Origin of the sequence: Streptomyces sp. NPDC048258 (genome assembly GCF_043201995.1) — a bacterium.
GTDB lineage: Bacteria > Actinomycetota > Actinomycetes > Streptomycetales > Streptomycetaceae > Streptomyces.
In genome coordinates, this window is sequence record NZ_JBICZH010000006.1 from 336,252 (window position 1) to 355,740 (window position 19,489).

At 70.7% G+C, this 19,489-nt stretch carries 17 protein-coding genes and 4 tRNA genes; 12 read left to right on the forward strand and 9 right to left on the reverse strand.

Going from position 1 to position 19,489, the window contains the following annotated elements:
• Positions 1-34: 34 nt before the first annotated feature.
• Complete coding sequence (locus ACGFYQ_RS17405) at positions 35-1,459, reverse strand: sulfatase-like hydrolase/transferase (RefSeq protein WP_393744634.1); 1,425 nt, start codon at positions 1,457-1,459, stop codon at positions 35-37.
• A gap of 116 nt (positions 1,460-1,575) precedes the next feature.
• Positions 1,576-1,671 carry a putative leader peptide gene (locus ACGFYQ_RS17410; RefSeq protein ID WP_350325720.1) on the reverse strand — a complete coding sequence of 32 codons (96 nt, stop codon included), beginning with the start codon at positions 1,669-1,671 and terminating at the stop codon, positions 1,576-1,578.
• A gap of 146 nt (positions 1,672-1,817) precedes the next feature.
• On the opposite strand from ACGFYQ_RS17410, the gene purF reads away from it, so the two are divergent.
• Positions 1,818-3,335 (forward strand): amidophosphoribosyltransferase, encoded by a 1,518-nt coding sequence (gene purF / locus ACGFYQ_RS17415; RefSeq protein WP_393744637.1) that lies wholly within the window; start codon positions 1,818-1,820, stop codon positions 3,333-3,335.
• Positions 3,336-3,435: 100 nt separating this feature from the next.
• Positions 3,436-4,506 (forward strand): phosphoribosylformylglycinamidine cyclo-ligase, encoded by a 1,071-nt coding sequence (purM, locus tag ACGFYQ_RS17420; RefSeq protein ID WP_393744639.1) that lies wholly within the window; start codon positions 3,436-3,438, stop codon positions 4,504-4,506.
• A gap of 84 nt (positions 4,507-4,590) precedes the next feature.
• Here the strand turns inward: purM and ACGFYQ_RS17425 are convergent, their stop codons facing one another.
• Both ACGFYQ_RS17425 and ACGFYQ_RS17430 read right to left on the reverse strand, forming a co-directional pair.
• On the reverse strand, positions 4,591-4,851 hold the full coding sequence (locus ACGFYQ_RS17425) for a DUF3073 domain-containing protein (RefSeq protein ID WP_328926452.1): 261 nt from the start codon (positions 4,849-4,851) through the stop codon (positions 4,591-4,593).
• Between the two features lie 290 nt (positions 4,852-5,141).
• Positions 5,142-6,236, reverse strand: a complete 1,095-nt coding sequence (locus ACGFYQ_RS17430; RefSeq protein WP_393744641.1) for a Leu/Phe/Val dehydrogenase — start codon at positions 6,234-6,236, stop codon at positions 5,142-5,144.
• A gap of 207 nt (positions 6,237-6,443) precedes the next feature.
• Between ACGFYQ_RS17430 and ACGFYQ_RS17435 the strand changes: the two genes are divergently transcribed.
• Both ACGFYQ_RS17435 and bldC read left to right on the forward strand, forming a co-directional pair.
• The gene (locus tag ACGFYQ_RS17435; protein WP_393744718.1) at positions 6,444-7,274 is read left to right on the forward strand and encodes a hypothetical protein; all 831 of its coding nucleotides are present in this window, start codon (positions 6,444-6,446) and stop codon (positions 7,272-7,274) included.
• 567 nt (positions 7,275-7,841) lie between these two features.
• Positions 7,842-8,048: a developmental transcriptional regulator BldC gene (bldC, locus tag ACGFYQ_RS17440; RefSeq protein WP_003949541.1), complete on the forward strand. Its 207-nt coding sequence runs from the start codon at positions 7,842-7,844 to the stop codon at positions 8,046-8,048.
• A gap of 633 nt (positions 8,049-8,681) precedes the next feature.
• Here bldC and ACGFYQ_RS17445 read toward each other — a convergent pair.
• Together ACGFYQ_RS17445 and hrpA are read right to left on the reverse strand one after the other, a co-directional pair.
• Positions 8,682-8,755: transfer RNA gene (locus tag ACGFYQ_RS17445), tRNA-Asp, on the reverse strand.
• 69 nt (positions 8,756-8,824) lie between these two features.
• Complete coding sequence (gene hrpA / locus ACGFYQ_RS17450) at positions 8,825-12,760, reverse strand: ATP-dependent RNA helicase HrpA (RefSeq protein WP_393744643.1); 3,936 nt, start codon at positions 12,758-12,760, stop codon at positions 8,825-8,827.
• Between the two features lie 121 nt (positions 12,761-12,881).
• On the opposite strand from hrpA, the gene ACGFYQ_RS17455 reads away from it, so the two are divergent.
• From ACGFYQ_RS17455 to ACGFYQ_RS17465, 3 genes are all read left to right on the forward strand, one after another.
• Entirely contained in the window at positions 12,882-13,295 is a 414-nt protein-coding gene (locus ACGFYQ_RS17455; protein ID WP_393744645.1) for a hypothetical protein, read from the forward strand.
• A gap of 62 nt (positions 13,296-13,357) precedes the next feature.
• Positions 13,358-14,065: a DsbA family protein gene (locus ACGFYQ_RS17460; protein ID WP_393744647.1), complete on the forward strand. Its 708-nt coding sequence runs from the start codon at positions 13,358-13,360 to the stop codon at positions 14,063-14,065.
• Positions 14,062-14,901, forward strand: coding sequence for a cytochrome c biogenesis CcdA family protein (locus ACGFYQ_RS17465; RefSeq protein WP_393744649.1), 840 nt, complete (start codon positions 14,062-14,064; stop codon positions 14,899-14,901). Before ACGFYQ_RS17460 ends, ACGFYQ_RS17465 begins: the two co-directional genes overlap by 4 nt.
• Positions 14,902-14,939: 38 nt before the next feature.
• Here ACGFYQ_RS17465 and ACGFYQ_RS17470 read toward each other — a convergent pair.
• From ACGFYQ_RS17470 to ACGFYQ_RS17480, 3 genes are all read right to left on the reverse strand, one after another.
• A tRNA-Phe gene (locus tag ACGFYQ_RS17470) sits at positions 14,940-15,016 on the reverse strand.
• Positions 15,017-15,038: 22 nt separating this feature from the next.
• Positions 15,039-15,112, reverse strand: a tRNA-Asp gene (locus tag ACGFYQ_RS17475).
• A gap of 39 nt (positions 15,113-15,151) precedes the next feature.
• Positions 15,152-15,224, reverse strand: a tRNA-Glu gene (locus ACGFYQ_RS17480).
• A 127-nt stretch (positions 15,225-15,351) separates the two neighbouring features.
• Between ACGFYQ_RS17480 and ACGFYQ_RS17485 the strand changes: the two genes are divergently transcribed.
• The 5 genes from ACGFYQ_RS17485 to ACGFYQ_RS17505 all read left to right on the forward strand — a co-directional run.
• A complete protein-coding gene (locus ACGFYQ_RS17485) occupies positions 15,352-15,702 on the forward strand; it encodes a metallopeptidase family protein (RefSeq protein ID WP_376657960.1) in 351 nt (116 codons plus the stop codon).
• Positions 15,699-16,178: a CrcB family protein gene (locus tag ACGFYQ_RS17490; protein WP_393744651.1), complete on the forward strand. Its 480-nt coding sequence runs from the start codon at positions 15,699-15,701 to the stop codon at positions 16,176-16,178. Before ACGFYQ_RS17485 ends, ACGFYQ_RS17490 begins: the two co-directional genes overlap by 4 nt.
• On the forward strand, positions 16,175-16,549 hold the full coding sequence (locus ACGFYQ_RS17495; protein ID WP_393744653.1) for a fluoride efflux transporter FluC: 375 nt from the start codon (positions 16,175-16,177) through the stop codon (positions 16,547-16,549). Before ACGFYQ_RS17490 ends, ACGFYQ_RS17495 begins: the two co-directional genes overlap by 4 nt.
• A 94-nt stretch (positions 16,550-16,643) precedes the next feature.
• Entirely contained in the window at positions 16,644-17,228 is a 585-nt protein-coding gene (locus ACGFYQ_RS17500; RefSeq protein ID WP_393744655.1) for a hypothetical protein, read from the forward strand.
• 257 nt (positions 17,229-17,485) lie between these two features.
• Positions 17,486-19,489, forward strand: a 2,004-nt coding sequence (locus ACGFYQ_RS17505) for a DEAD/DEAH box helicase (RefSeq protein WP_393744657.1), incomplete at its 3' end; no start/stop codon positions are given.

Here is a 19,489-nt window from a genome sequence, read left to right on the forward strand (position 1 = left end):
CACCGGCGGGTCCTGGACCCGATCACGGCAAGGGTCAGGACGGGTAGGGGAGCAGCCCCGCGTTCACGGACTCCCGGGCCGCCCTCAGCTCCGCCAGCCTGGCCGGTTCCACCGCGGCCTTGTCGGCCTGCTCGCGGATGTCCCCGGCCAGATGGAACAGCTGGTCCTTGCCCGCCTTGCCGCGGTAGTACTTCCAGTCCCCGCGGCGCAGCGCCCGCTCCCCGCGCACCCGCCAGAACACGTCGCGCTCGGCCGGCTCCTCGCCGCGCAGCAGGTACCCGGCCAGGCTCACCCCGTCCAGCGGGTACGCCCGGTGCGGGCGGGTCCCGGCCACCTCCAGCAGCGTCGCCGTCCAGTCCGGGCTGAAGACGGGGACGTGGCTGACCTGGCCGCCGTCCAGCCGCGCGGGCCAGCGCACGATGTTCGGCACCCGGATGCCACCCTCCTGGAGGGAGGCCTTGTTGCCCGACAGCGGCCAGTTGTACGAGAACCGCTCGCCGCCGTTGTCGCTGGAGAAGACGACCAGGGTGTCGTCCTCCTGGCCGGAGCGCTTCAGTGCCTTCAGCACCTCGCCGACCGACCGGTCGAGGTCCTCGACCATCTGCTTGTACTTCTCGACCGAGCCGCCGTCCTGGTGCCACAGGGCCCGTCCGTCGCCCGCCCTGATCCGGCGGACGATCTCGGCGCTCTGCTCCGTGTCGCCGTCGGCGATCCAGGGCCAGTGCGGGGTGGTGAAGTTCAGGTTCAGCAGCCACGGCTTGCCGTGGTGGTCGCGGGAGACGTACTCGCTCGCCCGCTCGGTGATGATCCGCGTGTAGTAGCGCAGGTCCTTGTACTCGGCGTCGCCCTCGTAGAGGTCGTACTCGCCGCCCAGGCCCAGCTTGGAGTAGTACTCCAGGGCCCCGCCGAAGTTGCCGAAGAACTCGTCCCAGCCGGACTTCGTCGGGCTGTAGTCGGGCAGGTAGCCCGCGTGCCACTTGCCGATCAGGGCCGTGGAGTAGCCGGACTCCTTCAGCAGCGAGGCCAGCGTCGGGTGGGTGGGTTCCAGGCCCGCCGACCGGTCGGCGATCGGCTCGGCCAGCCCGCCCTTGGTACGGGCCGGGTAGCGGCCCGTGTACAGGCTGAACCGGGTCGGCGAGCAGGTCGCGGACCCCGAGTAGGCGTCGGTGAACCGGACGCCCTGGCGGGCCAGCCGGTCCAGGTTCGGGGTCTCGATGTGCGGGGACCCGTACGAGGACAGGTCCGCCCAGCCCAGGTCGTCGCCCAGGATGAACAGGATGTTCGGGCGCCGCGAGCGCCGGCCGCGCGCGGCCCGGAACTCGCGCTCCTCGGCCCCCGCGCGCCGGTCCTCGGCGGCCTCCGCCGGGCCCGCGCCCAGCCCCACCGCCGCGGCCGCCGCGGTCACTCCGACGGCGCCGCCGAAGGCACGCCGGGTCAGCTTGTCGTCGTACGAAGACACAGGTACTCCAAGGCACGGCCCGCCCACCCGCCCCCGGCGGGGCGCGGAACGGCGCGCGGCACGGCGGGGCAGGGCTGGGCGGAGCTGAAATGAGAGAAAGGGAGAAAGAGTTGTGGCTACGCGGAACAGCGACAGATGGCGCTCGCGACACGGACCAGGTCTACGTGGCGGCGCTCGACGAGGGTGACGGAACGGTCACCGAGAGGCTGCATGGGGCGAGAGCCTGTACGAATGCGCTTGTAGCTGTCAACAAGGTGATCGAATACCGAGACGGGGCGTCCGGTCACCCTCTGTGCTGTGAGATTTCCCGGCCGTCCCCAATTCGGACCAGTGGTCGATCTCGCCTACACTCGGAAGCGTGCCTCGTGGTGATGGACGACTCAACCACGACCTGCTCCCCGGCGAAAAGGGCCCCCAGGACGCTTGCGGCGTCTTCGGTGTCTGGGCTCCGGGTGAAGAGGTCGCCAAGCTCACCTACTTCGGACTGTATGCATTGCAGCACCGCGGACAAGAGTCCGCGGGAATCGCTGTGAGCAACGGTTCCCAGATCCTCGTCTTCAAGGACATGGGCCTCGTTTCCCAAGTCTTCGACGAAACCTCTCTCGGCTCGCTCCAGGGTCATATCGCGGTCGGTCACGCCCGCTACTCGACCACCGGAGCCTCCGTCTGGGAGAACGCGCAGCCCACTTTCCGCGCGACCGCCCACGGCTCCATTGCCCTGGGTCACAACGGCAACCTGGTGAACACCGCCGAGCTCGCCGAGATGGTCGCCGACCTCCCCCGTCAGGACGGCCGTGCCACCCAGGTGGCCGCCACCAACGACACCGATCTGGTCACCGCCCTCCTGGCCGGCCAGACCGACGAGGACGGCAAGCCCCTGACGATCGAGGAGTCGGCCACCAAGGTCCTCCCGAAGGTCAAGGGCGCCTTCTCGCTCGTCTTCATGGACGAGGGGACCCTCTACACCGCCCGTGACCCGCAGGGCATCCGCCCGCTGGTCCTCGGCCGCCTGGAGCGCGGCTGGGTGGTCGCGAGTGAGACCGCCGCCCTCGACATCTGCGGCGCCAGCTTCGTCCGCGAGGTCGAGCCGGGCGAGCTCATCGCGATCGACGAGAACGGTCTGCGGACCTCCCGGTTCGCGGAAGCGAAGCCCAAGGGCTGTGTCTTCGAGTACGTCTACCTGGCGCGCCCGGACACCGACATCGCCGGCCGGAACGTCTACCTCTCGCGTGTCGAGATGGGCCGGCGCCTGGCCAAGGAAGCCCCGGTCGACGCCGACCTGGTGATACCGACGCCGGAGTCGGGCACGCCCGCCGCCGTCGGATACGCCGAGGCCAGCGGGATCCCGTACGGCTCCGGCCTGGTCAAGAACGCCTACGTCGGCCGGACCTTCATCCAGCCCTCGCAGACGATCCGCCAGCTCGGCATCCGGCTGAAGCTCAACCCCCTCAAGGAAGTCATCCGGGGCAAGCGCCTGGTGGTCGTCGACGACTCGATCGTCCGCGGCAACACCCAGCGCGCGCTGGTCAAGATGCTCCGCGAGGCCGGCGCGGCGGAGGTCCACATCCGGATCTCCTCGCCGCCGGTGAAGTGGCCGTGCTTCTTCGGCATCGACTTCGCCACCCGGGCCGAGCTCATCGCCAACGGCATGACGGTCGACGAGATCGCCACGTCGCTCGGCGCGGACTCGCTCTCGTACATCTCGCTCGACGCGATGATCGAGGCGACCACCATCCAGAAGCCCAACCTCTGCCGTGCCTGCTTCGACGGCGAGTACCCCATGGACCTGCCCGACCCGCAGCTCCTGGGCAAGCAGCTGCTGGAGACCGAGCTGGCCGGCGGAACCGACGCCGCCGACGCCCTCCGCCGGCCGTAACGGCCCGCACCTCCCGCTCAACCTGCGCCGGGCCCCTTCTTTCAGGCTTTTCCGGGGGCCCGGCACCACAGCAGTAACGACACGAAAGCTCTCTCCTGTCATGACAGAGAAGACCACCGGTGCCAGCTACGCAGCCGCAGGCGTGGACATCGAAGCGGGAGACCGCGCCGTCGAGCTGATGAAGGAGTGGGTGAAGAAGACGCAGCGCCCCGAGGTCCTCGGCGGCCTCGGCGGCTTCGCCGGCCTCTTCGACGCCTCCGCCCTCAAGCGCTACGAGCGCCCGCTGCTCGCGTCCGCCACCGACGGAGTCGGCACGAAGGTGGACATCGCCCGCCAGCTGGGCGTGTACGACACCATCGGCCACGACCTGGTCGCGATGGTCATGGACGACATCGTCGTCTGCGGCGCCGAGCCGCTCTTCATGACCGACTACATCTGCGTCGGCAAGGTCCACCCCGAGCGTGTCGCGGCGATCGTCAAGGGCATCGCCGAGGGCTGCGTCCTCGCCGGCTGCGCCCTGGTGGGCGGCGAGACCGCCGAGCACCCGGGCCTGCTGGGCCCGGACGACTTCGACGTGGCGGGCGCCGGAACCGGTGTCGTCGAGTACGACCGCCTGCTCGGCGCGGATCGCATCCGTACGGGTGACGCCGTCATCGCGATGGCTTCGTCCGGCCTTCACTCGAACGGGTACTCGCTGGTCCGGCACGTCCTCTTCGACCGGGCCGGGATGTCCCTGGAGCAGGAGATCGCGGAGCTCGGCCGCACCCTCGGCGAGGAGCTCCTGGAGCCCACCAAGATCTACTCGCTGGACTGCATGGCGCTCACCCGTACGGCCGAGGTGCACGCGTACTCGCACATCACCGGCGGCGGTCTGGCGGCGAACCTGGCCCGGGTCATCCCGGACCACCTGCACGCCACGGTCGACCGCGCCACCTGGGCGCCGGGCGCGATCTTCGACCTGGTCGGCAAGGCCGGTCAGGTGGAGCAGCTGGAGCTGGAGAAGACCCTGAACATGGGCGTCGGCATGATGGCCGTGGTCCCGCAGGAGTCGGTGGACGTGGCCCTGACCGCGCTCGCCGACCGGGGTGTCGACGCGTGGGTCGCGGGAGAGATCCTGGACCGCGGCGACCGTACCGAGGGTGCGACCCTCACCGGTTCCTACGCGAGCTGAGCAGCACTGAAACCCGGCCCGGGGCGATGCCCTGGACCGGGTTTCAGTCTTTGACCCTGTTGTGCAGACGCTCTCGAGAAAGCGTCAAGCGCCGCGACGCTGTGCCGACGGACCGGACTCCTCGTCCTCGTCGTCGTCATCGCTGTTGTACAGATCCGCGTACTTGGCGTACGGGTCGTCGTCGTCCAGATCGTCATCGACTTCGACCGGCTCGCTGACAGGCAGCGGATCCGTCGGCGATGCGCCCAGCTCATTGGCCAGACGCGAGAGGTCAGTCCCGCCGCTGTTGTACTTCAGCTGGCGGGCGACCTTTGTCTGCTTGGCCTTGGCCCGGCCGCGCCCCATGGCTCGACCCCCTCGGTGACGGGGCTCGACGGCCCCAGAGTCTGACACGCGTTCATGGTTCGGAGCGGGCTCTCCGTGGAGAGACCGTCCGTAGGGGTTTAACGGTACCTGCTTCCGCGGCCATACGGTACGCCGCCCGCATGACGCGCCCCGGTGCAGAACCAACAAGGCGCCCCGTCCTCGCTGGTCAGCTGCGATTTTAACGCTTTCCTGGCCCGCGACCCGCCGAAGTGCAGTGAGTTCCGTCTCGCCGCACCCCGGCGGGCGCACCCGGGAGCCCCGGGAGGTGCCTAGACCGCGCGCGGGGCGCGGGCGTCCGCCATCCGCTGCTCGGCGATCCGGTCGGCCGCGGCGGCCGGCGGAATGCCGTCCGCCTTCGCACGTGCGAATATGGCCAGCGTGGTGTCGAAGATCTTCGCCGCCTGGGCCTTGCAGCGGTCGAAGTCGAAGCCGCGCAGCTCGTCGGCGACCTGGATGACCCCGCCCGCGTTGACCACGTAGTCGGGCGCGTAGAGGATCCCGCGGTCCGAGAGGTCCTTCTCGATGCCCGGGTGGGCGAGCTGGTTGTTCGCCGCGCCGCAGACGACCTTGGCGGTCAGGACCGGCACCGAGTCGTCGTTCAGGGCGCCGCCCAGCGCGCAGGGGGCGTAGATGTCCAGGCCCTCGACGCGGATCAGCGCGTCCGTGTCGGCGACCGCGGTGACCTTGCCCGGGTGCTTGTCGAGGATCCGGCGTACGGACTCTTCCCGCACGTCCGTGATCACGACCTCGGCGCCGTCCTCCAGCAGGTGCTCGACCAGGTAGTGGCCGACCTTGCCCACGCCCGCCACGGCGACCTTGCGGCCGCGCAGGGTCGGGTCGCCCCACAGGTGCTGGGCGCTGGCGCGCATGCCCTGGAAGACACCGAAGGCGGTGAGCACCGAGGAGTCGCCGGCGCCGCCGTTCTCGGGGGAGCGGCCGGTCGCCCAGCGGGTCTCGCGGGCCACGACGTCCATGTCGGCCACGTAGGTGCCGACGTCGCAGGCGGTCACGTAGCGGCCGCCGAGGGACTCCACGAACCGGCCGTAGGCCAGCAGCAGTTCCTCCGTCTTGAGGATGTCCGGGTCGCCGATGATCACGGCCTTGCCGCCGCCGAGGTCGAGACCGGCGAGGGCGTTCTTGTACGACATGCCGCGCGAGAGGTTCAGCGCGTCCAGGACGGCCTCCTCGTCGGAGGCGTACGCGTGGAAGCGCGTACCGCCGAGGGCGGGGCCCAGAGCGGTGGAGTGGATCGCGATGACGGCCTTCAGGCCTGTGGCTCGGTCCTGGCACAGCACGACTTGCTCGTGGCCGCCCTGTTCCGTACGGAACAGGGTGTGCAGGACGCCGTCGGTCATTTCGGTCACGGTGGTGACTCCCATGGAAGAGATGCGGCGGAATGACGCCCGCCCTGCGGGTGGGGGAGGGCGTGCTGGGAGCAGCGTAAGACCTCCGGGGCGCGCGTAGTCGACCTGTCCGGGGATCGGAACTCTCCCGGAGTACGAAGGCCCCTCGGAGTACGCCCGGGCGGCGCGGGGGAGGAGGAGGGCGTGAGCGAAACCCCGGATCCCCTGCTGCCCTCCGCGCGCTCGGCGCCGACCGTCCCGTACGCCTCCTACCTGCGCGTCTACGAGCCACTGGCGGCCTTTCCCGAGGAGGAGCGCACGCACTGGGCCGACTACGCCCGGCGCGGGACGGCCCCGACGGCCCAGGACGAACTGCGCAGATCGCTGGCCGACTTGGTACGGGTGCCCGTGGTGGGGGTGCCGGCGCACGAGAGCGCGGACGCGTTCACGGCGGAGGTCGACGGGGTGCTGCTCGTCTGCCCGTGGCGCACCCGGCTCCGCGGCTGGCTGGCGCTCCAGGAGCTGGTCGAGTGGTTCCCGCGCCCGGTGCTGGACGCGGCGCTCCCGCCGGCGATGCGCAGACAGGTGTCCGAGGAGTACGAGCGCTGGCGCGAGCGGAACCCGGACGCGCGCCCCTGGATCCGTACGGGGGTGTGGCAGGTGCCCCTGCGCTGGTTCGTGCTCGTGTCCGACGAGGAACGGGAGTATGTGCCGGGCGAGCGGCTGCGCTACCGGACGCCGATGGTGCAGGCGCGGAGGCGGCTCGCGCGGGCCCTGCGGACCCTGCGCGAGGCGGAGGGGTACGGGATGCTCGCCGACGGCCTGGTGGAGGTCGGGAGCTGGCTGGAGGAGTTCCACCCCCGGTCGATGGTCGAACTGGACTACGGCGGGCTGCTGCACGCGCTGTCGGCGGACCGGCTCGAGGCGGACCGGTCGGCGGGGGAGCTGGCGGCGGGCATCGCGGCCTTGCGGGCGGGGGACACGGCGGGGGCGGCCGAGGCGTACGGGGAGCTGGCGGAACGCTGGCGGGCGGTCCGGGAGAGACTGTTCGCGAATTAGTTCCCGAGGGCCGAAACTGGTTCCGGCAGGCCGCGCGGCACCCGTACGGACCCCCGCGTATCGGCTGAACGGTCATAAATGGCTGATCAGAGGCTTGATCATGGCATTCGGGACGTAGTGCCAGGACCTACGTCCCGATACGGGCCATTGGCCCAAGCGTGACGGACCGCACTAACTACACCCTTGCGCCCTTCCCCTACCCTCGTGCCAAAATAGGACAAGGAGTCCGGGGAGGGTTCCTTCCGCCCAACTAAGGGCGGAATGCTCGGCATTGCGCTCTACGGGGGGTCTGACGACTCCTGATCGCCCTGTGACTGATCGTCACAGTGGGGTGACTGTCCGTTATGGGACGGTCCATCGGCTTCCGCCGCTGATGAACACCTCGGAGGGCAATTCCGTCGGTTTGGCCCTTAGGGCTGGACGGATGGTGTAGTTGTAGTGCCGAGGACAAGCCGTTCGTCCTATAACCGACTCGGCCCGCGTATGTCCATTTCGGGCAACGCGGGCCAAGGTGCAGAATTTAGAGGAAAGAACCGAGATGGTTCGGTTCTCCCGAGGAGGCCGCTCATGACCGCTCGCACCCCTGATGCCGAGCCGCTGCTGACCCCGGCTGAGGTTGCCACGATGTTCCGCGTGGACCCGAAGACGGTCACCCGCTGGGCCAAGGCTGGCAAGCTCACGTCCATCCGCACCCTGGGTGGACACCGCCGTTACCGCGAGGCTGAGGTTCGCGCCCTGCTCGCGGGAATTCCGCAGCAGCGCAGCGAGGCCTGAGGTCGCGCAAACACCCCGCTTTAACGGGTCTATATCGGGTCCCCCAATCCGATGAAACCCACATAGCTTCATACGACCGGACCTGCCCCAACAGGACCTCAGTCGTTCGATCGCGCTGGACTCCGCCGGGTCCAGCGCGATCTTTTTTATGCCCAGGTCAGGGCGGTGTCGGGGGATGGCAGCAGGGCCTGCGAGGTAGGTGCCATTGCACATATTAAATCGAGCGGGCGTATGGGTGTGATAAAAGTGCATGTCTCAAAAACCCGTGCGGTGACTCCCGTCACAGATGATCACTCTTGTATTACCGGTAGTGCTCCCCGTAAGGGGGACGCGTTCCCCACGGCGCATCATGCAAACGGGGGAATCTCGGCGGGGGTGGCGGCTGACGCGACGCGGCGACGGAACGAGGCCGCCGGATCGCCCGGTGACGGTGACGGTGACGGTGGCGTGCGGCGCGGCAGGCCGCCAGGGGCCGCTGCGGCCACTGTGGCCGCCGGGTGTGGTGTGGCGGGGTGGCGGGCGGCCCGAGGGTGGCCCCGAGGCCGTGCGGGCCGCCCAAGGCGGCCCAGGGGGTTTTCCCACCAACGCGTCAGGGCCCGTATCCCCTGGGGGATACGGGCCCTGACGTTTCTGCGAACCTGACGGGACTTGAACCCGCGACCTCCACCTTGACAGGGTGGCGAGCTAACCAACTGCTCCACAGGTCCTTGATTTGCGGCCGCTCGGCGGCTGCGAATCAGACTGTACCGCAGCTCAGGGGGTGCAGTCGAACCCGATCACCGGGCCGAGGGCGGGGCCGCCGCGTCCACCGCCTTCACGATCCGCTTGTCGGAGACCGGATACGCCGTCCCGAGCGCGTGCGCGAAGTAGCTGACCCGCAGTTCCTCGATCATCCAGCGGATGTCGGTGACCGCCGCCGGCACCGGCCGCCCCTTCGGCAACTGCTCCAGAAGCCAGGCGTACTCGTCCTGCATCTCGTGGACCTTCTCCATGCGCGTGGTGTCGCGCTGGACACCCGTGGGCATCTGCTGGAGCCGCCGGTCGACCGCCACCAGGTAGCGCATGAGGTCTGGCAGCCTGCGCAGCCCGGTGAGCGTCACGAAGCCGGCCGGCATGAGGGCCGCCAGCTGCGTCTTGACGTCCTGCAGGTTCGCCACCAGGGCGAGGCTGCCGGTGGCCTTCAGACGGCGCTCACAGGCCTGCCAGGCGGCCAGCACCTGCTGCACCTGGCCGACCGTACGCACGGTCGTGTCCACCAGGTCGGCGCGGACGGCCTCGTAGAGCTTCCGGAAGGCCGCCTCGTCCCAGGCGGGGCCGCCGTGGTCCGCGATCAGCCTGTCGGCCGCCGCGGTGGCGCAGTCGTCGAACAGCGCCTGGATGGAGCCGTGCGGGTTCCTGGACAGGGCCAGCTTCTGCTGGTTGGTCAGGTGGTCCGAGGCGAACTTCGCCGGATTCACCGGAATGTTCAGCAGGATGAGCCTGCGGGTGCCCAGCCACATCGCCTGCTGCTGCTCGGCCTCGGTGTCGAAGAGCCGTACGGAGACGGTCGTGCCCTCGTCCACGAGCGCCGGGTACGCCTTCACCGGCTGGCCGGCCCGACGGGTCTCGAAGACCCGGGTCAGCGTGCCGATCGTCCAGTCGGTCAGCCCGGTGCGCTCCACCGACTCGCCGCCCGCCCGCTCGGCGGTGGCCGCGGCGGCCTTGGACAGGGCCTGGCGGGCCTTGGGCTTCAGGCGCAGCCGCAGGGCCTCCAGGTCCTTGTCCTCGGCGAGGTTCTTGCGGCGCTCGTCGACGATCCGGAAGGTGATCTTCAGGTGGTCCGGGATCCGGGTGAGGTCGAAGTCCTCGGCGGAGACCGGGACGCCGACCATCCGCTGGAGCTCCCGCGCCAGCGTCACCGGCAGCGGCTCCTGGAGGGGGACGGCGGTGTCCAGGAAGCGGCCGGCGAAGTTCGGCGCGGGTACGTAGTGCCGGCGGATCGGCTTCGGGAGGGACCGGATCAGCTCCGTGACGACCTCTTCCCGCAGCCCCGGGATCTGCCAGTCGAAGCCCTCGTCGGTGACCTGGTTCAGCACCTGGAGCGGGATGTGGACGGTCACGCCGTCCGCGTCCGCGCCCGGCTCGAACTGGTAGGTCACCCGGAACTTCAGCTGCCCCTGCCGCCAGGTGTCCGGATAGTCGGCCTTGGTGACCCCGGCTGCCTTCTCGGTCAGCAGCATCTCGCGCTCGAAGTCGAGGAGTTCGGGCTCGTCGCGCTTCTTGTGCTTCCACCACGAGTCGAAGTGCGCCCCGGAGACGACGTGCTCGGGGATCCGCTGGTCATAGAAGTCGAAGAGCGTCTCGTCGTCGACCACGATGTCGCGGCGCCGGGCCCGGTTCTCCAGCTCCTCCACCTCGGTGAGGAGCTTGCGGTTGTCGGCGTAGAACTTGTGGTGGGTCCGCCAGTCGCCCTCGACCAGCGCGTTGCGGATGAACAGCTCGCGCGAGACCTCGGCGTCGATCCGGCCGTAGTTGATCTTCCGCTGGGCCACGATCGGTACGCCGTACAGCGTGACCTTCTCGAACGCCATCACGGCCGCCTGGTCCTTCTCCCAGTGCGGCTCGCTGTACGTGCGCTTGATCAGGTGCTGCGCCAGCGGCTCCACCCACTCGGGCTCCACCTTGGCGTTGACCCGGGCCCACAGCCGCGAGGTCTCCACCAGCTCCGCCGACATCAGGAACTTCGGCTGCTTCTTGAAGAGCGCCGAGCCCGGGAAGACCGCGAACTTGGCACCGCGGGCGCCGAGGTACTCGTTCTTGTCGGTGTCCTTCAGGCCGATGTGCGAGAGCAGGCCGGCCAGCAGGGAGATGTGGACGTGCTGCTCGGGGGCGTCGGCCTCGTTGACGTGGATGCCCATCGTCTTGGCGACCGTACGCAGCTGCGAGTAGATGTCCTGCCATTCGCGGATCCGCAGGAAGTTCAGGTACTCCTGCTTGCACATCCGGCGGAAGGAGGACGAGCCGCGCTCCTTCTGCTGCTCGCGCACGTAGCGCCACATGTTCAGGAACGAGAGGAAGTCGCTGGTCTCGTCCTTGAACCGGGCGTGGTTCTGGTCGGCCTGGGTCTGCTTGTCCGAGGGCCGCTCGCGCGGGTCCTGGATCGACAGGGCCGCCGCGATGACCATGACCTCGCGCACGCAGTTGTTCTTGTCGGCCTCGACGACCATGCGGGCGAGGCGCGGGTCCACGGGGAGCTGGGAGAGCTGGCGGCCCATCTGCGTGAGCCGCCTCGACGGATCCTTCTCCGTCGGGTCCAGGGCCCCGAGCTCCTGGAGCAGCTGCACGCCGTCACGGATGTTGCGGTGGTCCGGCGGGTCGATGAAGGGGAACTTCTCGATCTCGCCGAGGCCGGCCGCGGTCATCTGGAGGATGACGGAGGCCAGGTTGGTGCGGAGGATCTCGGCGTCCGTGAACTCCGGACGGCCGTCGAAGTCGTCCTCGGAGTAGAGCCGGATGCAGATGCCGTCGCTGGTGCGGCCGCAGCGGCCCTTGCGCTGGTTGGCGCTGGCCTGGCTGATCCGCTCGATGGGCAGGCGCTGCACCTTGGTGCGGTGGCTGTAGCGGGAGATGCGGGCGGTGCCCGGGTCGATCACGTACTTGATGCCCGGGACGGTGAGGGAGGTCTCGGCGACGTTCGTCGCGAGGACGATCCGGCGGCCCGTGTGCTGCTGGAAGACGCGGTGCTGCTCGGCGTGCGAGAGGCGCGCGTAGAGGGGGAGGACTTCCGTGAAGCGAAGGTTCCGTTTGTTCAGGGCATCCGCCGTGTCGCGGATCTCGCGCTCGCCGGAGAGGAAGACCAGGACGTCACCGGGGCCCTCGGACTGGAGCTCGTCCACGGCCTCGCAGATCGCGGTGATCTGGTCGCGGTCGCTGTCGTCCCCCTCCTCTTCGAGCAGGGGCCGGTAACGGACCTCGACCGGATACGTCCGCCCGCTGACCTCGACGATCGGCGCGTCCCCGAAGTGCCGGGAGAACCGCTCCGGGTCGATGGTCGCCGAGGTGATGATCACCTTGAGGTCGGGGCGCTTCGGCAGCAGCGTGGCCAGGTAGCCGAGCAGGAAGTCGATGTTCAGCGACCGCTCGTGGGCCTCGTCGATGATGATCGTGTCGTACGCGCGCAGCTCGCGGTCCGTCTGGATCTCGGCGAGCAGGATGCCGTCGGTCATCAGCTTCACGAAGGTCGCGTCCTGGTCCACCTGGTCGGTGAACCGGACCTTCCAGCCGACCGTCCGGCCGATCTCGGACTTCAGCTCCTCGGCGATGCGCTCCGCGACCGTGCGGGCGGCGATCCGGCGGGGCTGGGTGTGCCCGATCATGCCCCGGACGCCGCGGCCAAGCTCCATGCAGATCTTGGGGATCTGCGTGGTCTTGCCGGAGCCGGTCTCGCCCGCGACGATCACGACCTGGTGGTCGCGTATCGCCTCGGCGATCTCGTCCTTCTTCTGGCTGACGGGCAGGTTCTCGGGATACGTGACCTCCGGCATCCGCGAGGCGCGCCCGGCCAGTCGCGCGGCGGCCTTCTCGGCCTCCGCGGCGATCTCGTCGAGCACGGCCTGCTTGGCCTCGGGCTTGCGGATACGGCGGGCGCCCTCGAGGCGGCGGCCGAGGCGGTGCGCGTCGCGGAGGGAGATCTCACCGAGAAGCGTCTGCAGGGCGGCGAAGGAAGTAGACATACCTGGTCGAGGATCTCACCCGGGGCCGCCGGGTGGCGAACGCATTTGTGAGGCGGACCCGTACCATTTCGGGACGACTCCCCCAGTATCCGAGCAGTACCCGAGTGAGAGGCCGCCCACCTTGTACCGCCCCCACCGCCTCCGGCGCCTCCTGGGCACCGTGCTGGCCGTGCTGGCCGTGGTGGTCGGCCTGGCGGCGGTGGCCTCCGCGGTGATCCCGGCCGTGCCGCCGACGGCCGCTGCCCCGGGCCCGATCCCGGCGCGGGCCGCGGCCGGCCCGGCCCCGGACGCCGCCCAGCGGCACGTGGCCGCGGTCGCCGAGGGGGGTGGGCCGGCGTGCGCGCCGGTGGCTCCCGGCCACGGCGGTACCCCCGCCGTCCCCACGCGGGCCGGGGGCGAGCACGCGCAGGTCCCGCCGGCGCGGCTGTGCCCCGAGGGGGCCCGGCCGTACGGGACGACGCCCGTACGGGTCCTCGTACGCGGGCCCGACCGGTCGGCGCCCGGCCCGGTGGAGCTCTCCGTGATGCGGGTCTAGGAGGACCGGTTCACCCTGCCGGTCCGCCCCACCCTTCCGCATTCACCGGAGTACGCACCCGTATGTCTTCCTCCTCCCGCAAGCCCCTCCTCGTCTCCGCCGGGGTCGCGGTCGCCGCCCTCACCCTCGGTGTCGTCTCCTGGCAGGCCACCGCCCCCGCCGACAAACCCTCCGGCGGCTCCGCGGCCTCCGCGCCCCGGAACGACCCCGCCGCCGGGCTGAAGGCACTGGCCCGCCGTGAGGCCGGCGACAAGCTCGCCGTCGGCAGCGCCGACGCGCCCGTCGTCCTGATCGAGTACTCCGACTTCAAGTGCGGCTACTGCGGCAAGTTCGCCCGGGACACCGAGCCCGAGCTGATCGAGCGGTACGTGCACGACGGGACCCTGCGCATCGAGTGGCGCAACTTCCCGATCTTCGGCGCCGACTCCGAGGCCGCCGCCAAGGCCGCCTGGGCGGCCGGGCAGCAGGACCGGTTCCGGCAGTTCCACGAAGCCGCGTACGCCGACGGCGCCAAGGAGAAGGGCTTCGGCGAGGCCCGCCTCCTGGAGCTGGCCCGGCAGGCCGGCGTCCCCGACCTGGAGCGCTTCAAGAAGGACATGGCCGGGGAGCAGGCCGCCGCGGCCCTGCGGAAGGACCAGGACGAGGGCTACGCCATCGGCGTCACCTCCACCCCGTCCTTCCTGGTCAACGGGCGGCCGATCGCCGGCGCCCAGCCGATCGGCGCCTTCACGGCGGCCATCGCCCAGGCCAGGGCGGCGGCGGGGAAGTGACCGACATCGGATACCTGGCCGCCCTGCTGGGTGGCCTCCTCGCGCTGCTCAGCCCGTGCAGCGCCCTGCTGCTGCCCGCCTTCTTCGCGTACTCGATCGACTCCACGTCCCGGCTGCTGGCGCGGACCGGGATCTTCTACGCGGGCCTCGCGAGCACCCTGGTACCGCTGGGGGCCGCCGGCTCGTACGCCGGCAGGTTCTTCCACGGCAACCGCGACGCGCTGGTCCTCGCGGGCGGCTGGCTGATCATCGCGCTCGGGCTCGCCCAGATCCTCGGCCTGGGCTTCGCCTCGAAGCGCGTCTCTGAGCTGTCGGGACGGATCCGGCCGACGACCGCCCTGTCGGTGTACGCCCTCGGCGCGGTCTACGGCCTGGCCGGTTTCTGCGCCGGCCCGATCCTGGGCAGCGTCCTGACGGTGGCGGCGGTCAGCGGCAGTCCGGTCTACGGCGGCCTGCTGCTCGCGGTGTACGCGCTGGGGATGGCCGTACCGCTGTTCGTGCTGGCCCTGCTGTGGGAGCGGTTCGACCTCGGCAGGCGGCGCTGGCTGCGCGGCCGGGCCTTCCGGGTGGGCCGCTTCGAGCTGCACACCACCTCGTTGCTGTCGGGTCTGTTCTTCATCGCCCTGGGCGCGATGTTCCTGGCCTTCGACGGGGCGAGCGCCCTGCCCGGGCTGTTGGACGTGGACGACTCGTTCGCGGTGGAGCAGCGCGTCCGGTCCCTGGCGGACGCGGTCCCCGACCGGGCGCTGCTCGGGCTGGTCGTGGCGGGGGCGGCGGCCGTCGGGCTGGCGCAGTGGCGCCGCAGGACCCGGGCGGCGGCCACCGAGGAGGAGTAACAACAGAAGGCCCCGTCCGGGGGACGGGGCCTTCTTGATGGTGGCTGGGGCCGGGGTCGAACCGGCGACCTATCGCTTTTCAGGCGATCGCTCGTACCAACTGAGCTACCCAGCCACGAAACCGTTTCCGGCTTCAGCGATCCTGACGGGACTTGAACCCGCGACCTCCACCTTGACAGGGTGGCGAGCTAACCAACTGCTCCACAGGACCTTGCAGTGTGCGAGACCAAGTCTTGCACACGGTAATGCGTACCCCCAACGGGATTCGAACCCGTGCTACCGCCTTGAAAGGGCGGCGTCCTGGGCCACTAGACGATGAGGGCTAAAGGCCCGCCTGGGCGCTTTCCAGCGCGTCGGGGACGTGAGAAGCATATGGGATCCGGGGAGCTATCGCCAAAACGGTTTCCCCCACGCAAGCCGGAGGCGCCCCCGCCGGAGGACAATGGCCCGGTGCTGGAGATGACGCGCGAGGAGTTCGAAGAGCTCGTCGCAGAGGCCCTGGACCGGATCCCGCCGGAGCTGACGCGGCTGATGGACAACGTGGCGGTGTTCGTCGAGGACGAACCGCCCGCCCACGACCCCGAGCTGCTCGGTCTGTACGAGGGGACCCCGCTGACGGACCGCGGCGAGTGGTACGCCGGGGTGCTGCCGGACCGGATCACGATCTACCGGAACCCCACGCTGCGGATGTGCGAGGACCGGGAGAGCGTGGTCGCGGAGACGGAGGTCACCGTGGTGCACGAGATCGCCCACCACTTCGGGATCGACGACGACCGCCTGCACGCCCTGGGCTACGGGTGACCCGGCCGGTCCCCGGCGGCGAGGCGATCGACCCGGACGTCGACCTGCACGTCCCCGCGCAGGCCACCGAGCCCCAGGGCCGGGTGCTCGCGGCGGTGGCGGCGGGCGGGGCGCTCGGCTCCTCGGCGCGGTACGGGATCTCCCTGCTGTGGCCGGCCGGGCCCGCGGCCTTCCCGTGGGCGACCCTCTGGATCAACACGGTCGGCTGCGCGCTGATCGGCGTACTGATGGTGCTGATCAGCGAGGGCGGCCGGGCGGCGCCGCATCCGCTGGTGCGGCCCTTCGCCGGGGTCGGGATCCTCGGCGGCTTCACCACCTTCTCGACCTACGCGGTGGACTTCTCGCGGCTCCTGGGCGAGGGGGAGGCGGGCACCGCGCTGGCCTACGCCGGGCTCACGGTGGCCGCGGCGCTCGGCGCGGTGTGGGCGGCGGCCTCGGTGACCCGGGGGGCGCTGCGCCGGCGGGGACGCGGGTGAACTGGCTGCTCGTCGTGGCGGGCGCGGTCGTCGGCGCGCCGCTGCGGTACCTGACGGACCGTGCGGTGCAGACGCGGCACGACTCGGTGTTCCCGTGGGGCACCTTCGTGGTCAACGCGGCCGCCTGCCTGGTGCTGGGGGTGCTGACCGGCGCGCTGCTGGCCGGGGCCGCCTCCTCGCGGCTGTACCTGCTGCTGGGGACGGGGCTGTGCGGGGCGCTGAGCACGTACTCGACGTTCTCGTACGAGACGTTGCGGCTGGCCGAGCGCGGCCGGCGGTTCCTCGCGGCGGCGAACGTGGCGGCTTCGGTGCTGGTCGGGCTGGGCTCCGTACACCTCGGGTCGCAGGTGGCGGGGCAGCTGTTCGGCTGAGGGCGTGTCTCTTGCGGGGCAAAGGGAGTTGGGCACATTGACCCGCTCATGCGGACCGCTCACCCTCAGGCTCCGGAGGTACCCCGTGCGCCAGTTGTCCGCTTCCCTCCGACTGGCCGTCACCGCGCTCGCGGTCGCGGCGACGGCCGGCTGCATGAGCGTCGGCGACGACGCGGCGAAGCCCGGGGCCTCCTCCTCGGCGGACCGCAAGGGCGGCGCCGACGCGGGCGTGGGCTCCACGGCCGGCAAGGGCTCCGGGATCCACGGCAACGGGCACGGCACGAAGGACGGTACGGGGAGCCAGGACGGCAAGCCCAAGGAGGACGGCAAGGCGTCCGGCGCGACCGGGGGCTCGCCGAGCCCGGGCGCGACGGGCGCGAAGCCGGAGGTGCCCTCGCCGTCCGCGGGACCGGGCGGCGGGGCGGGCGGCCAGGGCCCGCAGCAGCCCTCCGGGGGCGGGTCGGGCGGCTCGGGAGGGTCGGGCTCCGGCGGATCCGGCGGATCGGGTGGCTCCGGAGGTCCGGGCGGCTCCGGTGGCTCCGGTGGTTCGGGCGGCGGCCAGCCGTCGGCCAGCCCGGTCCCGGACCCGCCGGCCACGACGCCTCCTGTGACGGAACCCACGTCGCCGCCTGCGAGCCCGCAGCCCGACCCGAGCACCCAGCCCGGAGCGGAGTCCTAGCGCCGGCACCCCGTTCCACCCGCCCCGGGTTCGGGTTGTTTTCGCAGGTCAGGGCTGTCGTGGTCGAGGTGATTTGCCAGACCCGGGGGAGGGTGCGTATGGTTATAGATCGTTTGATCCCATTGCCCGGCGCCGAATCCGAAGAGCGCCGTGTGGCGCGTACTCTCCCTAGCCGTGGCTGACCGCATTGAGGCGGTCGATTTGCGATTCACGGAGTTTGGGCGCGTGCCGAGACTCCGGAAGGTTTCGCATTTCGCATGTCCATTTCCAGTTCTGACCGTGCCGTCATGCCCGAGAACGACTCCCACGAGATCGTCGACGCCGTAGAGACCCTTGTGGTCGACGAGGCGATCGAGGCTCTTGAGGCCGACGTCACGACCGACGAGTCCGACGAGTCCACCGACTCCGTCGAAGACTCCACCGACGACTTCGACGGCGACGACGACGCCGACGCCGAGCCCACGATCACCTTCGGCGACCTCGGTCTGCCCGACGGCATCGTGCGCAAGCTCGCGCAGAACGGCGTCACCGCCCCCTTCCCGATCCAGGCCGCGACCATCCCGGACGCCCTGGCCGGCAAGGACATCCTCGGCCGTGGCCGCACCGGCTCCGGCAAGACCCTCTCCTTCGGTCTGCCGACCCTGGCCTCGCTGGCCGGCGGCCACACCGAGAAGAAGAAGCCCCGCGCCATCATCCTCACGCCGACGCGTGAGCTCGCGATGCAGGTCGCGGACGCCCTCCAGCCCTACGGCGACGTGCTCGGCCTGAAGATGAAGGTCGTCTGCGGCGGTACCTCCATGAGCAACCAGATCTTCGCTCTGGAGCGCGGTGTCGACGTCCTCGTCGCCACCCCCGGCCGTCTGCGCGACATCATCAACCGCGGCGCCTGCTCCCTGGCGAACGTCCAGGTCGCGGTCCTCGACGAGGCCGACCAGATGGCCGACCTGGGCTTCCTGCCCGAGGTCACCGAGCTGCTCGACCAGATCCCCGGCGGCGGCCAGCGCATGCTCTTCTCCGCCACCATGGAGAACGAGATCGGCACCCTCGTCAAGCGCTACCTGACCAACCCCGTCACGCACGAGGTCGACAGCGCGCAGGGCAACGTCACGACCATGACGCACCACGTCCTCGTCGTGAAGCCGAAGGACAAGGCGCCGGTCACGGCCGCCATCGCCGCCCGCAAGGGCCGCACGATCATCTTCGTGCGCACCCAGCTGGGCGCCGACCGCATCGCCGAGCAGCTCGTCGAGGCCGGCGTGAAGGCCGACGCGCTGCACGGCGGTATGACGCAGGGTGCCCGTACCCGCGTCCTCGCCGACTTCAAGGACGGCTACGTCAACGCGCTCGTCGCCACCGACGTCGCCGCCCGCGGCATCCACGTCGACGGCATCGACCTGGTCCTGAACGTGGACCCGGCCGGCGACCACAAGGACTACCTGCACCGCTCGGGCCGTACCGCCCGCGCCGGCAAGTCCGGTGTCGTCGTCTCCCTGGCCCTGCCGCACCAGCGCCGCCAGATCTTCCGCCTGATGGAGGACGCGGGCGTCGACGCCTCGCGCCACATCGTCCAGGGCGCCGGCGCCTTCGAGCCCGAGGTCGCCGAGATCACCGGTGCGCGTTCGCTGACCGAGGTCCAGGCCGACTCCGCGAACAACGCCGCCAAGCAGGCCGAGCGCGAGGTCGCCGAGCTCACCAAGCAGCTCGAGCGCCTGTCGCGCCGTGCCGTGGAGCTGCGCGAGGAGGCCGACCGCCTGGTCGCCCGCTCCGCGCGTGAGCGTGGCGAGGACCCGGAGGCCGCTGTCGCCGAGGTGGCCGAGGCCGCCGAGGCCGAGGTCGCGGCTGCTGCCGCCGCCGCTGCCGCCGAGCTGGCCGCGCAGGAGCGCCGCGAGGAGCAGCGCGCCCAGCGCGACGACCGCGGCAACTTCGAGCGTCGTGACAACCGCGGTGGCGACCGCGGTGGTGACCGTGGCGGCTTCCGCCGTGACGACCGCGGCGACCGCGGTGGCCGTCCGTCCGGTGGTTTCAACCGCGATGACCGTGGTGGCGACCGTGGTGGCTTCCGCCGTGACGACCGTCCGTCGGGTGGCTTCCGCTCCGGTGGCGACCGTCCCGCCGGTGGCGGCTTCCGTCGCGACGACCGCCCCTCGGGTGGTTTCAACCGTGACGACCGTGGTGGCGACCGTGGTGGCTTCCGCCGTGACGACCGTCCGTCGGGTGGCTTCCGCTCCGGTGGCGACCGTCCCGCCGGTGGCGGCTTCCGT